General features: G+C 66.9%; 12 protein-coding genes and 1 pseudogene. 3 read left to right on the forward strand and 10 right to left on the reverse strand.

Going from position 1 to position 15,978, the window contains the following annotated elements; all coding sequences use genetic code 11:
- Window positions 1–2: 2 nt before the first annotated feature.
- The gene (locus IPK69_05290) at window positions 3–1,490 is read right to left on the reverse strand and encodes an ABC transporter permease (protein QQS10036.1); all 1,488 of its coding nucleotides are present in this window, start codon (window positions 1,488–1,490) and stop codon (window positions 3–5) included.
- 151 nt (window positions 1,491–1,641) lie between these two features.
- Entirely contained in the window at window positions 1,642–2,715 is a 1,074-nt protein-coding gene (locus tag IPK69_05295) for an ATP-binding cassette domain-containing protein (protein QQS10037.1), read from the reverse strand.
- A 132-nt stretch (window positions 2,716–2,847) separates the two neighbouring features.
- On the opposite strand from IPK69_05295, the gene IPK69_05300 reads away from it, so the two are divergent.
- Window positions 2,848–3,993: a PCRF domain-containing protein gene (locus IPK69_05300; protein QQS10038.1), complete on the forward strand. Its 1,146-nt coding sequence runs from the start codon at window positions 2,848–2,850 to the stop codon at window positions 3,991–3,993.
- Between the two features lie 153 nt (window positions 3,994–4,146).
- Window positions 4,147–4,623, forward strand: a complete 477-nt coding sequence (locus IPK69_05305; GenBank protein QQS10039.1) for a DUF3568 family protein — start codon at window positions 4,147–4,149, stop codon at window positions 4,621–4,623.
- Window positions 4,624–4,739: 116 nt separating this feature from the next.
- On the opposite strand, the gene IPK69_05310 is transcribed toward IPK69_05305, so the two are convergent.
- Both IPK69_05310 and IPK69_05315 read right to left on the reverse strand, forming a co-directional pair.
- Window positions 4,740–5,513 (reverse strand): PEP-CTERM sorting domain-containing protein, encoded by a 774-nt coding sequence (locus tag IPK69_05310; protein ID QQS10040.1) that lies wholly within the window; start codon window positions 5,511–5,513, stop codon window positions 4,740–4,742.
- Between the two features lie 501 nt (window positions 5,514–6,014).
- The gene (locus IPK69_05315; GenBank protein ID QQS10041.1) at window positions 6,015–6,707 is read right to left on the reverse strand and encodes a hypothetical protein; all 693 of its coding nucleotides are present in this window, start codon (window positions 6,705–6,707) and stop codon (window positions 6,015–6,017) included.
- Between the two features lie 560 nt (window positions 6,708–7,267).
- On the opposite strand from IPK69_05315, the gene IPK69_05320 reads away from it, so the two are divergent.
- A complete protein-coding gene (locus IPK69_05320; GenBank protein QQS10042.1) occupies window positions 7,268–8,059 on the forward strand; it encodes a hypothetical protein in 792 nt (263 codons plus the stop codon).
- Between the two features lie 689 nt (window positions 8,060–8,748).
- On the opposite strand, the pseudogene IPK69_05325 reads toward IPK69_05320, so the two are convergent.
- The 6 genes and pseudogenes from IPK69_05325 to IPK69_05350 all read right to left on the reverse strand — a co-directional run bounded on the left by IPK69_05325 (window position 8,749) and on the right by IPK69_05350 (window position 15,911).
- A pseudogene (locus IPK69_05325) lies at window positions 8,749–9,144 on the reverse strand (DUF1801 domain-containing protein).
- 87 nt (window positions 9,145–9,231) lie between these two features.
- The gene (locus tag IPK69_05330; protein ID QQS10043.1) at window positions 9,232–10,017 is read right to left on the reverse strand and encodes a hypothetical protein; all 786 of its coding nucleotides are present in this window, start codon (window positions 10,015–10,017) and stop codon (window positions 9,232–9,234) included.
- Window positions 10,018–10,170: 153 nt separating this feature from the next.
- Window positions 10,171–11,328: a PilT/PilU family type 4a pilus ATPase gene (locus tag IPK69_05335; protein ID QQS10044.1), complete on the reverse strand. Its 1,158-nt coding sequence runs from the start codon at window positions 11,326–11,328 to the stop codon at window positions 10,171–10,173.
- A 171-nt stretch (window positions 11,329–11,499) separates the two neighbouring features.
- Window positions 11,500–13,590 carry a hypothetical protein gene (locus IPK69_05340; GenBank protein ID QQS10045.1) on the reverse strand — a complete coding sequence of 697 codons (2,091 nt, stop codon included), beginning with the start codon at window positions 13,588–13,590 and terminating at the stop codon, window positions 11,500–11,502.
- 155 nt (window positions 13,591–13,745) lie between these two features.
- The gene (locus tag IPK69_05345; protein QQS10046.1) at window positions 13,746–14,870 is read right to left on the reverse strand and encodes an agmatine deiminase family protein; all 1,125 of its coding nucleotides are present in this window, start codon (window positions 14,868–14,870) and stop codon (window positions 13,746–13,748) included.
- Between the two features lie 66 nt (window positions 14,871–14,936).
- Window positions 14,937–15,911 carry a carbon-nitrogen hydrolase gene (locus IPK69_05350; protein QQS10427.1) on the reverse strand — a complete coding sequence of 325 codons (975 nt, stop codon included), beginning with the start codon at window positions 15,909–15,911 and terminating at the stop codon, window positions 14,937–14,939.
- Window positions 15,912–15,978 lie beyond the last annotated feature (67 nt).

Raw genomic sequence — 15,978 nt, forward strand, 5'->3', positions numbered from 1 at the left:
GGTCACGCCATCCACACCCAGCGGACGAGCGTCCTCAGGTTCGGCGGCTTGCCATAGAGCAGGACACCGACGCGGAAGATCTTCGCCGCCATCTTGATCATGAGAATGACCGCGACGACGCCGATCACCGCCGAGAGGGCGAGTTGCCACATCGGCGGCGGCGAGGAGGACGTGAGCCTCAGGACCATCACGAACCCATTGACCGGCGGGAGAAACGAGAGCGCCGTCGCGAGCACGCCGTCGGGGTTGTAGATGATGGGCATCATCAGGAGCAGCGGCGTCATCACCACGATCATGATGGGCATCATGAGCGCCTGGGCCTCGTGGATGTCGGTGACCGCAGAGCCGACCGCGGCCATGAGCGAGGCGATCATGAAGAACGTGATGAAGAAGAAGACGATGAGCCAGAGGAGTTTCTGGAACGAGACGATGTACGCGAGGCCAAAGAGGATCAGCCCGCCCGAGCCGAGGCCGGAGTAGATGAACAGGATCAACGCCGCGGCGGCGAGTTGACCGATCATCTTGCCCGTCATCAGTTGCACCGGACTGACGGCACTCAGCAGGATCTCCATCACGCGGTTGGATTTCTCCTCGATCGTCGACGCGAGGAGGTACTGCCCGCCCGTGAAGACGGAGATCCACAGGAGCATCATGAACGCGAGCGGGACGATCATCTGCTGGGCCGCGCCGTGCGAGCGATCGCCCTCGGTGGTCACGGCGACGGTCTCTGGAGAGGCAACATTCATCGCGGCGCGAACCGTCGCGGCGTCCAGCCCGACGTCTTTGAGCCGCACATCCACGATCGCGTCGCGGACGATCGACGAGATGAGCGCCTGCACGCGGACATCGAGATCGGGCGTGATATACAGCGTGTAGCCGCCGAACTCGTGGGCTTTGGCGGCCGTGGAACTGTTAGGACCCGGATCCTCCACGGCCCCCGCGTTGGCGTCCAGGACGATCAGGGCAAGACGCCCGCCGGTCTTGGCCTTGGCTTCGAGGATCGGGGACTTGGCTTCCTTGATGTCCGCATCGCGATCGAGGATCCGAGCGGTCAGCGCGGGCGCTTCACCGATGACGACGTCGAGGGCGGTCTTGAGGCCGTCTTGAACAGCGGCGTTGGTGTCGGTGGACGGCGATTGCGTCTGACCTTCGATCGCCGAATCCGATTCATCCTTCCTCTGTGGCTCTACTTCGGGCACGGCGACGCTCGGCATCGCGTCCCGGGCTTCCGACTCGAAGGCCTCACGCCGCGAGCGGATGGCCTCGGGCGTGATGCGCTCGGCGAGCAGCCGCCCGATTTCCCCGGACTCCGACTGGTCGATCACGGCGATCTCGCCGACGACCGCGGGGGGCTTGAGGTTGACGAGTTTCATCGCCGCCCCGACCGAGACGAGGATGATGACGGGCACGATGAGGACCCCAGCGAGGAACGCCTTGGTCAGGACCGTCGCCGTGAACTCACGCCACGCCACACTGAGAATCCGCTGCATCGAACCTCCAACCTACCGGCTCTCGTGGCACAGGGAGGGGGGGGCGTCCCGCCTGTGCTCAACCAACTTCGATTTCTTCTTCAACGACCTTTTTCACGCATCACCCGGCACCAATCCATCGATCGCACACCGGCAAGACCCCGATGCATCGCTAATCCCCCGACGAATCCCCCCGCGTCCCCGCGAGCAGGCGCACGCGTTCCTCCGGCGTGAGCGTGCCGCCCTTCACGATCTCCACGAAGACATCCTCGAGGCTCGGGCGCACGACCTCGGCCCTCGTCGCGGGCACGACGCTCACGAGTTTGGCGAGGCTGCCCGTCGCGCTCACGCCGTCGGCGAGTTGCGCCAGCACCTGCCTGGATCGCCCGCCACGTGTCGCCCCACCAGCCCCACCATTTTCCGCTTGCCCCTCCGGCCCGATCACGCCTGAGACAAACGCGAGCGAACGCAGCGACCGCTCCGCCTCCGCCACCGAACCCACCGGATCGATCGCCACGGCACGCGGGTCAAACCGCGACCGGATCTCCTCGGGCGTGTTGTCGAGCACCTTCTTCCCCTCGTGGATCATCACCACGCGGTCGCACAAGGCCTCGGCCTGCGACATCTGGTGCGTCGAGAAGATGATCGTCTTCCCCGCCCTTCGACGCTCGGCGATGAACCCCTGCAACATCCGCGCGTTCACGGGGTCCAGCCCGGAGAACGGCTCGTCGAGGATCAGCACGTCGGGGTCGTGGATAAGCGCCGACGCGAACTGGATCTTCTGCTGCATTCCCTTGGAGAGCTCCTCGCTGCGCTTCTTCGCGACGTCGCCCAGTTCGAGCCGTGCGAGCCACTCGGCAGCCCGGCGATTCGCCTCGCCCGCGTCGATGCCCTTGAGCCGCGCGATATACGCGAGGAAGGCCCCGACCTTCATCTTCTTGTAGAGCCCGCGCTCCTCGGGGAGATATCCGATCCGGTCCTTGCTCTTGAGTGCCGAGTCCCTCCCTAGCACGCGAACGTGACCGGAATCCGGAAACAGGATCGACATCACGATGCGGATGGTCGTGGTCTTCCCGGCGCCGTTGGGCCCGATCATGCCGATGAGTTCGCCCGCGTGGATGGTGAGGTCCAAGTTGTCCACCGCGACCTTGGGCCCGAAGGTCTTGCGCAGATTCGAGATCTCGATGACGGGCGTGTCCAGGGGAACCTCCTGCGTCGCGATCGCGCGGGGCGTGTGTCGGTCCATTCTTCGGCGTGAGACACGGATTATTGCCCATCCACATTCAACACTCCCAATATCACGCCGCTTCTGCTCTCACCTGCCTCCACGAACTCGCACGGCCTTCGAGTGATCGGGCGCGGATATCCTCACCCTTCCATGCCCGAGCCTGCCGCCGATTTTCCGATTGCCGAGTTGTCGCGCCTCGCGCCGAGCGTCCCGCTTCGGGCATTCGAGCACCTGCGCGATCTCGCCGACGAGGAGGCACGCCTCTCGCGCGACCTCGAGGACCCGGCGATCGCCTCCGACCACAAGCGCGTCCGAGACCTCGCCCAGCGCCGCGGCACGATCGCCCGCCTCGTGGACGACGCCCGCGCCACGGCCAATCTCGCGAGAGAGGCCGCCGAACTCCGCGCCGCGATCGCGTCGGGCGCCGACAAGGACTTCGCCGCCCTCGCCGCCGAGGAACTCCCCACCGTCGAGGCCCGCGCCAAGGAATCCCTCGACGCCGTCCTCGCTCAACTCGTCACCGCCGACGATTCGCAGGTCGCCTCGGTCATCCTCGAGATTCGCGCGGGCACCGGCGGCGATGAGGCCAGCCTCTGGGCCAGCGACCTCCTGCAGATGTACGAGAAACTCGCCACGCGCCGCGGTTGGAAGATCGAGACCATGGAACTCTCGAGCGAGGCTGGCGTGGGGGGTGTCCGAGCCGCCGTATTGGCGGTGAAGGGCGAGGGCGTCTTCTCGGATCTCCACTTCGAGGCGGGCGTGCACAGCGTGAAGCGCGTCCCCGCGACCGAGGCCGCGGGACGCATCCACACCTCGACCGCCACCGTCGCCGTCCTCGCCGAGCCGGAGGAAGTCGATGTCAAGATCGACTGGCAGAACGACGTCGAGGAGAATGTCACAACCTCCCAGGGCCCCGGCGGGCAGAACGTGAACAAGGTCGCGACCGCCGTCCAACTCCGCCACAAGCCCACCGGCATCCAGATCCGCATGCAGGAGAGCAAGAGCCAGCACCAGAACCGCGAGAAGGCCCGGCGACTCCTCATGGCCAAACTCTTCGAGATCGAGAAGCGCCGCCAGCAGGAGGCCCGCGCCGCGGCCCGCGCCGCCCAGATCGGTGACGCCGGCGGCGGCGGCCGCAGCGACAAGATCCGCACCTATCGCTGGAAAGAGGGCATCGTCGCCGACGAACGCCTCCCCGGCGAGTACGCCCTGCGCGACGTGATGGCCGGCGACCTCGACCGACTTCTGCACGACCTCCACGAGCGCGAGACCGCCCGCCGCCTCGAGGCGCTCTGATCAACAAGCGTCATGTTCTCGTGGCACAGGCGTCCCGCCTGTGTAGGGAAGTACTGCACTCAAAGGGTCGAATGCCGTTGAGTCATTTCCGTGCTACGCGATACGAGAGTCTCTCCTCTAGAATGCCCGCATCACCGTGACAAGGAGACTTCCATGCGTCCGACTATGTCTGCCGCCCGCCCCACCACCCCCACCACCCCCTCCGCCCGTCTCGCCCCCCTGATGTTGTGCTCGGCCATCCTCGGCCTCTCTGCCCTGACGCTGGTTTCCCTCTCCGGCTGCGTCGCGCTCGTCGCGGGGGCCGTCGCGGGGGCGGGGGCCTACGCCTATTCCGAGGGGAAACTCGAATCGACGCTGAACGCGCCCCTCGATCGTTCCTATGCCGCCGCGCGTCGCGCCATCTCCGACCTCGAGTTCACCGAGACGAGCGCGAAGAAGGACGCCCTCGAGGGCGTCGTCGAGGCCAGGACCGCCGGCAACGACACCGTGACCATCACCCTCAAGGCCCTCGCCGTCGAGGGTGGTGATCCGTCAAAGAGCACGACCACCAAGTGCTCCATCCGCATCGGGACCTTCGGCGACGAGAAGAAATCGATCACCATCCTCGACGCGATCAAGAAGGGGCTGTGAGCGTCGGCCCGTCGCCGTCGGCCAACCGGGGCTCTATGAAAAGACAACCGAGGCCCCCGCGAAGGGGCCCCGGCCTTGGATGTCAGTTGAATGCCTGATCACTCGATCTGGCCGACTCAGGCGCGGCGGCGACGCGAGGCGACGAGTCCACCAAGACCCAGGAGCGCGATCGCGCCCGGAGCGGGGACCGCCTCGACGACGATGTTGTCGACCGTCACGCCGGGGGCGTTGGTCGCCGAGCCCTGGCGGAGGTTGACCGCGGCGATGGTCGTCGCGTCGGTGCCGACGGTCGTGGCGAGGGCATAGGACGTCGTCGCGGGGAGGGGGAATCCGCCCGCGGGATCGACGAACAACTCGCCCGTGTCATTGGCCAGGCCGCTCACAAAGTCGTAGCGGGCGGTGATGCGGTACGGCGTGCCGAAGGTGAGGGGCGTCGTCCCATAGACCACCGCGCCGGCCGCGGTGCCCATGGCCATCACGAACCCGCCGGCCCCGTCGGACTTGACATAAATGCGGGCGTTGAAGGCGCTCGTGCCGCCGTCGGAAAGGTGCAGGAAGTAGTCACCCGCGGTCGAGGCCGTGCTCACCACGATGTCCGCCGAGAGGAGGACGCTATCGGTGGTGATGGCGGCGAAGGGGTGGTTCGCGTCCTGCCCGGTCGTCATGAAGACGTTGCCATTGGTGCCGGTGTTGGCGACCATGAGCGGGTTGGTCGCGACCGTGCCCGTCTGCAGCCAGCCGTCCTGCCCGACAAGGGCGGCGTCGCCGTACGTCGGGGCGTTGAAGTCCGTGGAGTACACGATGGCCGCGTTCGCCGCACCCGCCGTGAGAACCAGGGCCGCGACGGCCATCGCCGCGCGCACGCCCACACCGTTCGTGTTCTTCGTCATCTCGATCTCTCCTCAATCCCGACGCTTCCGCCGGGAAACCTCGCCCGGACTGGAGCCCCCGCGGTCAACCACCGCGAGCCGGCCCCGCCCTTGGGACGAGCGAGCCTGAGTGTAGTCCCTTCCGGCCCCGCTCCACACCGTATTGAGGCCCCTCTTCCGTTCAGATTCCGCGAAATCGGCCCGGCCCACACCCTCCCGGCCCCGCGTGAGACCCGTCGCCGACACACGGAGTGGGTCTGGGGGGAGTTGGCACATGGTGGTGCGCGTGGCGCCCGTGACATGCCGAGCGATGAGGCCCGGTCCGTGCCATCACCATCGCGCCGACGACCGGGCTGTGGTGGCCCGGTGGCGAGAATCCTCGGACGCGCCCGTCCGCGGTCCGGTCTGGGTGTCCCGGTTCTGGGTGGCCCGGTTCTGGGTGGCCCGGTTCTGGGTGGCCCGGTTCTGGGTGGCCCGGTTCTGGGTGGCCCGGTTCTGGGTGGCCCGGTTCTGGGTGGCCCTTCACGCGGCGACACGCCGCCGCCGAGTGGTGGTAAACCCCGAATAGCCGACGAGGCCCACGACGCCCCATCCCGGCGCCGGGATCGGCTGGGCGAATCGATAGGCGTCGTACGACGCGGAGCCGTTGCTTCCGCCCGTCCCATCGCCGATGCGGAGGGCGAGAGGGCCAGAACCGACGCCCAGCACGCCCGTCTTGAGCGGCACGTTGTCCGCGTAGAACGTCCACGCCTCGTTGGTCTGCACCTCGAATCGGTAGGTATGGAAGTTCGTCCCCGGCGCATAGGCGACGAAGGTGAGATCCGGGAACGTCAGGCGCGTCGGCGACACGCCCACCCACAGCACGCTGGCGCCGAAGTACACGCCGTGGAAGTTCGAGAAGGACTCGAAGGCGTTGAGCCGGACGTCCGCCTCGATGAGCCACGACTGCGTCCAGTCGGGCGTGATCGTCTTGCCGTAGAAGATCGAACTGCCGCCGGGCTGATGACCCGAGCCCATCGTGTTGAACGTCAGCACGCCGCCCGACACGGACGCGGTCACGCCCTCGGGACGCGTCACTCCGCTCGTCTGATACGTCCATCCGCTCGCCCCGGGCAGCGAGTCCATCGAGAGGAACTCGGTCGTCGCGAGCGCGTGCGGCGCAATCGCCAACGCGATGCCGGCCGCGAGCGCGGCGCGCCTTGGGGTCGTGATCATGGTGTCCTCTCCTCGCTCCTCCGCACGCCGATCGCCTCCCCTCCACCCCTTCTCCCTCGTCTTCCTCCTCCCGTCCGTTCCCATGAACAGTGTACTGGAAGCTGCCCCTGGATGCAAGAGCGCCCGAGGGGGAAACGCCCTGGGCGCTCCGTGGCGGATCATCGAGATCATGGGTGTGCGGGTGAAACAGGGGGAGTGAAGGATCCCGAGAGGTGGATGGATGAGTGGAGAGGGGTGGGGAGGGGGGGAGGGGGGGAAGGGGGTGGCTGGTGTCGTGCCCTGCCGGGCCGGGCGCGGCGCGTGTTTTCTCGCGGAAAGCGCGCGTGGCGCACGGAAAAGCACGCGAGGCCCGCCGCGCGGCGCGTGCGGGAAGGGTGGCCGCGCGGGCCGATCGGCGCCCCGCACGCGCCGGATCGCGCACAACGTGCGCTAAAACGGGCTCGGCGGGCGTGGGTCGAGGCCCGGCGCGAGCGTCTCCCGATCCGCCTCGCGGGAACTTCCGGGAATCCCGCGCGTTTCGCTCAACCCGTCGCCGGGGAGCGCCGACTCCTTCCATTCCTATGGCACGCATCGTCCCCACCGAGATCGGTTCCCTGCTCGCCTTCGCCCAGACCCACGCCGAGGTCTTTCTGGCACGGTCCGCGGAGATCGGGCTGACGCCAGAGCAAGCATCTCTCGTCGCCAACGCGTATGCCGCGGCCCGCGCGGCGCGCGACGCCCAGGCCGATCTCATGTACGCCTACCGCGCCGCGACGCAGGAGTTCGAGCAGAAGAAGCGCGAGTTGCAGGCCGCGCTCGGCGTCACCCTCCGCCGCATCAAGGTCCACGCCGAGGCGACCAGGGACACCTCGGTCTATGCCAGGGCCGAGATCCCCGCGCCGGCCACGGCACGAACAACCGTCGGCGCCCCCGCCGCCGCGATGTCCCTCACCGCCGACCTCCACGCGCCGACCGGGGCCCTGACCATCCAATGGAAGTCGCGCCAGCCGCGCGGCGTGCGGAATGTCACCTGGACGATCGAGCGCCGCCTCGACGCGGGCCATGCAACGTCCCGTCGCACGGCCGCGATCCACGCTAGCGAGTGGACGACCCTCGGCATGACCGGAGACAAGTCCTTCACCGACACCACCCTCCCCGCCGGGACCCGCGCCGCCCACTACCGCGTCACCGCCCGCTCGGGCGGGAACACGGGGCCAACGTCGGCGACGCTGATCGTCCACCTGGGATCGGAAGCCGCGACCCACGCCGGCACGCCCGCGGTGGTGCACCTGCCGGTGGTCGAGGCGAAGTCGTCGATGAATGCCCGGCCGGCCACAACCGCCGTGGCCCCCACCGGCGCCGCCGCCGCCTAACGAAGTTCCACCTCCAACCACCACCATCCACCGCCACCGATCATCGTGATCCCATGTCGAATGATGGATCGGATCTCGTGCCGGTTGCCCGTGTTCGCCGAGCGTCACGCGAAGAGGGCGTGGCTCTCCTTCACCCAGCGCGACAGGATCGGGCCCTTCACCAGCCCGCCGCCGCCGTTTCGAATCGTGACCCAGCCCCCCCTCCCCCCGCCCGCGCCGGCCCTGAGCCTGCCCGTCTTTCCCGCGCCCGCGTTCGCCGTGAGCGTCTTCGTTGTCCCCGTCTTCTTTGGGCCCGACTTCTTTGGGCCCGCCTTTGACGACCCCTTCGCGCTCCCTCCGGCCCTCGCGAGTTCCTTCGCCCTCGCGAGCGACTCGCCCGTGAGTTTCAGCATGAGATTCCCCGGGCGGACGAAGAGGAACGCCCTGCCGCGGACTTTGTACGTGCGGCTCTCGATGGGCGTCCCCGCGCACGCCACGCCGACCTCCACGCCCGCCAGCCCCGCGGCCGTCCTCGACGCGAGAACCCCGAGCGCGTCGAGACCGGAAGCGTTCTGTGAAGGGGTCTTCGTAGGGGCGGACGTCTTCGTGGTCTTCCTCGTGGTCTTCTTCGTGACTCTGGACGCGGGCTTCGCGGCCGGCGACGAGGGCCCCGGACCCGTGCCGCCCCCGCCCCCGCCCCCGCCCCCGCCCTTCAACCACTCGAGCCGGCCCTTGCGCTTCACGATGTTCTTGTAATCCCACTGGATCTCGACCGACTTCCTCAGCCAGCGGGCGATGGTCTTCGCGTTGATCTCGTCCACGCTCGTGTACCGCGCCTCGGCGGCCTTGAACGAGCCCTCGTTGGTCAGCCCCGGCTCATCGAACGACTGCCCGCTCCAGAAGAGCAGCCGCACCGAGTCCTTGAGTGTGCTGTAGCCGACGATCGGGTTCCCCTCGATGAACCACACCGGGTGGCGGTGCCAGATCGTGCACTCCACCCCATCTGTCTTCGCCAGCCCGCGATCGATGGCCGTGGCGAGCGCCTCGCCGATGGCCCTGTCCTCCCCCTTCATCGCCGCGTTGTACTTCAGGATGTCCGGATGGATCGTCATGGGCGGCTCCGTGCAGAACTCAACGTGATGACCGGCGCGCGAGACGGGACGATACGGCTCGACGTACTCACCCATCCTTTACTACGACCGCTCGCTGCTCGTGAACACGGACGGGCCGTCGAACTGCGAGATCGTGTCAGGCCCGCGCGGGTCCCAGCCGCACTCGGTGCACGCTGGCGTGCTATCCCCTCGGTCAGGGTCGAGATTCAGTGGATAGAGGCAACGCGGGCAGAGGCCCTTGCCGACCCTCTGGACCTCGGCCATGTGCCAGTACATCCCGTAGAGGGCCACGGCGCTCGCCAGCCCGAAAATCCACGCGAGACCCGTCAGGACCATGCGCACTCTGGCCCCACCCCACCCTCTCCCCGGCGAGAGAATCACGATCGACGCGTTGGGCGTGGTGGCCAGGGGCGAGCGCGAGTCGATGGGGAAGGTGAGTTGGCGTGCGGCCGTCCAGAACTGGTCCCGGAACAACTCGTCGATCGGGCCGGGGCGATCGACCATGTGTTTCTGCGCCTCGCTCAAGTCGCTGAACTGAGGAACCCAATCCTGATGGAAGGTGTCCCTGCGGGTGAGGCGCGTGTGGTACCGGCCTTCCGGTTCCACGTCGATGATGACCTCCACGTGTCCAACGAGGATGTCTCCCGCGAGCCGCGGACGGTCCATCACCAGGGCGCCGTCTCGAATGACCGCAAGGCCCATGCTGGATGCGTTGCGAAGAGAACCGAGCGTCCCTCGAGAGCCGGCCTGGCACGTCGTCACGGCAAGGGCGAAGAACACGAACATCAGGATCGCGAGCACCCGCGTCCCCCAGACGTTGGGGGCGCCGTCTCGGGTCGTCGCGCTCAGCAGTCGACAGCGTGCCATGGCCTCGGATTGTACAGGAAGGCCGGGAAAGATGGGGACAACGTAGAGGAGTGAAGAAGCCGGCTCTGGAGAGCCGGCCCACCAGAGAGCCGGCCTACCTCAGCCACCCAGCCATGGCCCATCACTAGTGCCTAGTGCCTAATGCAAAGTGCCTCACCCCAACTTCTTCATCTTCATCCGGAACTCGTCGATGTTGGGGCTCGCCTCTTCCGCCACGCGCAGCGAGACGAACTCCTGCTCGACGAGTTGCACGAGGTGCTCGTTGAAGTCGATCATGCCGCTCTGCCGCGCCTCGATGCTCTTCAAGTACTCGCGGAGTTCGCCCTCGCGCGCGTCGAGGATGTGCTTGCGGACGACGGCGTTGTTCACCAGGATCTCGATCCCCGGGATGCGCGGGATCTCCGGACGCAGCGTCGGCAGCAGTTTCTGGTACACGAACGCCCGCATCTGGTACCCCAGGATCTTGCGGACCTGCTCGACCTCCTCCTGCTCGAAGAGGCCGTAGATTCGGCTGAACGTCTGCGTCGTGCTGCTGGCGTGGATCGTGCCGTAGACCAGGTGGCCCGTCTCGGCGGCGTGGAGGGCGGCCTCGAAGGTCTCCTGGTCACGCATCTCGCCGACGAGCACGACGTCGGGGTTCTCACGCACCAGGGCGCGAAGGGCGATCTTGAAGTCCAGGCAGTCGATCCCGATCTCGCGCTGGTTGATCGTCGATTTCTTGTCCGTGAAGATGTACTCGATCGGGTCCTCGATCGTCACGATGTGCACCGGCTTGCGCTCGTTGACATAGTCGAGCATCGCCGCGATCGTCGTGGACTTTCCCGAGCCCGTCACGCCCGAGAGGAGCACGATCCCCTGAGGCTGCATGGCGATCTCGCTCATGATCGGCGGGAGGTACAACTCGTCGAACTTGCGGATGTTGCTGGTGATGAGACGAAGCGCCGCCGAGATCCGCCCTCGCGCCAGGAAAAGGTTCACGCGGAAGCGGTTGTGGTCGTCATAGTCGTACGCGAAGTCCACCGAGCCGAACTTGTGCAGGTCGGCGAGTTGCTCGTCCGAGAGGATGTTCTGGGCGATCCCATAGAACTCCTCCTGGCTCAACGGCTCGGTGTCGAGCGGCTTGAGCGCGCCGCGGAGGCGGACCTTGGGCTGCTGCCCGGCCTTCAGGATGAGGTCCGACGCGGAGAACTTGATCGCCGCCTGGAGGAACTTCCCCCAGCGCGTCGCGTGCGGATCGCTCTTCTTCTTGATGTTGACGGCGACGTGGCCGACGTGCTCGGCGCTCGAATGGGGCTCGGACTCGACGCTCATGCTGAAACTCCAGCGGCAAGGGACTCGATTCGAACGACGGAACCGGAACTCACCAGACGCCACGGCCCGTTGGGGGCCCGAACTCCACCGGGCCAACGACGCCAGGCGCCGGTCGCCATCCATGATAGGGACCGAGGGCGCACATCCGAACTGGGGCCGTGTGATCGTGCCTCACGCCGACGCCGTCTGCTCGACCGCGGCGTTCCCCGGGATCTCGACGGTGCGCCCCTCACAGATTGGACCCTTCTCTTCGCACGGGGCCACCCCGAGGTTCGAGCATCTCCTTCGACTCCCCGGCGTGACACCCCAGATTCCCACGAGGCCCACGACAATCATGACGGGGATGTAGGGCACGCCATAGCGATCGCTCGCCGGCGCCACCGTGAGGGCCGTGGCCAACACCATCACCATGCACGCCAGCCCGACCACACCCAGGGCCCTCGCCCATGCAACGTCCCTCCCCCGTCCCACCTCCCACAGCCGCACCAGCCCCGCGATAAAGAGCACCGCAACTACCGGGCGGAGCGCCTGGGCGCCACGGAACCAGTCGTTGAAGATGTGTGGCCACCAGTCCGTCCACTGGTGATTGATCGGATGCTCCACACGCTCCAGGATCTCCATGAGGCGGGCCTTGTCCTCGGGGGTCGGCTCGTCCACGGCGGCGGCGGCTTTGTCAAAGAGCAGCGTGGAGAATCGGTCGAAGTAGAGCGCCCGCATCGGCCTGGACCACCAGTCGTTCTCCTGCGCCGACCGAACCAGATGCAGGTTCCACAGGCCCGTCTGCCCGAGGAAAGAGTTCAGCATGGCGAGCGCCCGCTCCGGGCCATGGCGTGCACGGTCCTCGTCGACGACTCGCTTGCACATCGCCTCGATCTCGGCAAAGGGGATCCGGTCCGACTCGCCGCGGCCCACGCGGGCGTTCTGCTCCCGCCCGATCATCATGTAGTAGTACTCGTAATCCGTGACCTGGACGCGACGCAGCGACTCCTGCAGGCCCGACCACCCGTCGGCGTCGAGCGCCGTCGCGTTGTCGCCATCAACGACTCCCGCGTTCCACGCCGAGAGCAGGCGATTGATCTGGACCTTTGGCGAGGTCACGCCAATCACGTCGCGAGAGACGGCGTTGTACGTCACCCAGGGCAGGATCGTCGCGAGGCCCGCCACCAGCACGGCCACGCCTCGAATCACACGAGTGCGCCACCCCAACGCCACAGGCCCGATCGCCACGACACCGAGCGGGATCAGCACGAGGAGCATCTGGAAGTTCTCGCGGAGGAGCGCCCCAAGGCCGCAGATCACGCCCACGCCGGCGCACGCCCAGATCCTTCGCCGCGGCGCGGCAAGCCCGGCCATCGCCAGCATCAGCCCCACAAGCAGCGACGCCGAGAGCGACTCTCGCAGGAGATATGCCGAGTAGGTCAGCAGGATCGGATGCATGCCGACGACACCGGCGCCCACGAGCGCCCACACCCGTCCCGCGCGGCCTCGGATGATGATGTACACGCCCATCGCGGCGAGCATGCCCACGACGAGTTGCAGCCACTTGAACCCTTCGAGCCAGTCGTTCGTGAATCGCATCACGCCCGCGAGGAGGAGACTCAGCCCCGGTGCCTTGTACACGACGAGTTTCGAGAATGTCCCCCTAGTCACAATGCCGTCGGCGCCTGCGACATAGGTCACGCCGTCGGACGTCATCATCGCACTCGCCATCAGCCCGAAGAACACCACCACAAGCACGACCAGGAAGGCCACCAGCGCCTCGGGGAGCCATCGATGCGCTCGCCGATCCGCGAGACCGAGGCCCACGCCCCACGCGACCACACTCACGGCCAGGCACGCTCCGAAACCCACGCCATGCACCAGCGTTCCGATCCGCACGCGACTGGCGAACTTCAGCGAACCGGAATCCTCGGCCGCACTCTCCCATCGGCCCGTGTCACGCCGATCGAAAACGTGTCCGAAGACCGACCACTCGATCGCGCTCTCGACGATCGTGACGCTCGAGGGCGGAATCGCCGACCACTCCAGGGTGATCGATTCGAGGCGCTCCGCCGGCACTTCAGTCCGGAATCGCGTCGAGACGATCGCGCCGCGAGACTCGTCGGGACCCATCACCCACACGCCGCCCGAAGACCCCTGCCCTGGTCGCGACCAGCGCACCGCGACCGATTCCACCGGCCCGCTGGACTCGATCACGCCGACGGCCTGCGCCGAGACCAGAAATCGCGCCACAAACATCCAGAGGAGGGTGGCGCCGATCAAGAGCCCGGCAGCGCGCACCCGGTGCCTTCCCCCACGTCCATGCCAACGACTCCAGGCGCCGGTCCTCGGCCGCTCTTTCATGGGCCGATGGTACCACAGGCCGACAAATCACGCTCACTCGGTTCTTCACTTGAACCCTGCCTGGAGGTTGTTGCTTACACCCGTGGCATCTGTTGCGTCAGGCAATGGATCGCGCCAAGCCCCCAGATCAGGTCGCGGCAGTCGATCCCCACGACTTGCCGCCGCCCGCCCGCGCTCCGCCCCGTGTCCATGTGCTTCTGAAGGTTCTCCATCGCGACCCGGTCGTTCCTGTGCCCAAACGTCGGTACGAGGAGGGCCCCGTTGATGAACAGGAAGTTCAGGTACGTCGCCGGGAGGCGTTGCGAGTCGATCTCCACGACGCCGGGCATCGGGACCGTCACGATATCGAACGCCCGCCCGTCCTGATCCTTGAGCAAGCGTGCCCGCCGCAGGTTTTCCTGGAGCACCTTGTAGTTCGCGTCGCGCGGGTCGTCCTCAACGCCCACGACGATGGTCTTGGGATCGAGAAACCTCGCGAGATCGTCGATGTGTCCGTCCGTGTCGTCGCCCTCAATCCCGTCGCCGAGCCAGCAGACGTGCGACTGCCCGTAATAGTCCTTGAGGTATCGCTCGATCCGTGCCTTGGACAATCCCGGATTTCGGTTCTTGTGGAGGAGGCACTGCTCGGTCGTCAGCACCGTGCTCTTCCCATTGAACTCGACGGCGCCGCCCTCCATCACGATCCCCGGCTTGAAGAGCGGCAGGCCGAACTCCTCGGCGACACGCGTCGGCACGTCGTCGTCGTCGCCATACGGCGGATACTTCCCGCCCCACGCGTTGAAGCCCCAATCGACGACCGCGAGTTGCCTCTTCCCGCGGTGCATCCGCGTGACGAACGCCGGCCCGTGATCCCGGCACCAGCACTCGTTGGTCTTGACGAAGTGGAAGTACACGCGCCGCATCGAGCGTTCATCCGGCCCGCCAAAGAGCGCCAGTTCTCGCCGGACGATGTGCTCCCAGTTCTCGTTGGGGACGTTGATGTGGACCTCTTCCCGGAGCGCGATCTCGCGCACGATCGCCGCAAGCCCCGGCCCGATCGTGTGGTATCGCCCCGGGAAACTGATCCCCTCGGGCCGAGGCCACGAGAGCCACACCCCCCGCTGCCGAGACCACTCCGCCGGGAACGAGTACCCAAGCGACCGGGGCGTCTTCCGCTGGAGCAAACTCTTCGCACTCGTGGCTCGTCGTGGAGTCGGCATCGGTGGGTCCGTAGGTGGCACCGCTCTCCAGAGCGGTGCTTCTGGTGATCACATCAGTTCATCAAACTATCGATCTAGAAACCGCCGCACCAATCCGCCATACGCATCCACACGCCGATCCCGAAGAAACGGCCAGTGCGTCCGGCTGAACTCCACACGCGACAGGTCGCAATCCACCACCGCCACCTGCTCCTTTTCCGGCGTCGCGCGGAACGCCACCTGCCCATCGGGCTGGGCCACGAACGACTGCCCCCAGAAGACCAGTCCGTCCTTGCTCACGGGCTTGCCATCCGCCCCAAGCACACGCTCGTGCCCGATGCGATTCACCGCGACGACATAGCACCCGTTCGCGATCGCGTGCGACCGCATCATCGTCTCCCACGAGTCGTGCTGCGCCTCGCCATATTCCTCGCGCTCCGACGGGTGCCAGCCGATCGCCGTGGGATAGAAAAGGATCTCCGCGCCCTGGAGCGCCGTGAGCCTCGCCCCTTCCGGGAACCACTGGTCCCAGCAGATGAGCACACCGATCTTCGCGTGGCGCGTCTTCCACACGCGGAACCCGGCCTCGTCCTCGCCGCCGACCGTACTCGCCGTGCCGTGCCCCGCCGGCGCATCGCCAGGCGTGAAATAGAACTTCTCGTAGAACAGCGGATCATCGGGGATATGCATCTTCCGATAGACGCCCATGAGCGAGCCGTCGGCGTCAATGATCGCCGCCGTATTGTGATAGAGGCCCGTCGCCCGACGCTCGAAGAGGCTCGCGACGATCACCACGCCGTGTTTCTTCGCGATCCGTGAGAACGCGTCCGTGCTCGGTCCCGGGATCGACTCGGCCAGCCCGAAGAACCGATGGTCCTCGCTCTGGCAGAAGTACTGGCTCGCGAAGAGTTCCTGCGTGCAGATCACCCGCGCGCCCGACTCCGCCGCCCGCTCGACCAGCCGCACCTGCCTCGCCCGGTTCTCCGATGGATCGGCGACGCACGATGTCTGCACGAGGCCGACGGGAACAATGGATGTTGAACGACGCGCCGGCCTGCCCATCTCGCCCGTTGTCCTCGCACCACGCGCCCCCGTGGTGACCTTTGCCTTCGATGAGGTCCGCGTCTTC

Source organism: Phycisphaerales bacterium (assembly GCA_016699835.1).
GTDB lineage: Bacteria > Planctomycetota > Phycisphaerae > Phycisphaerales > UBA1924.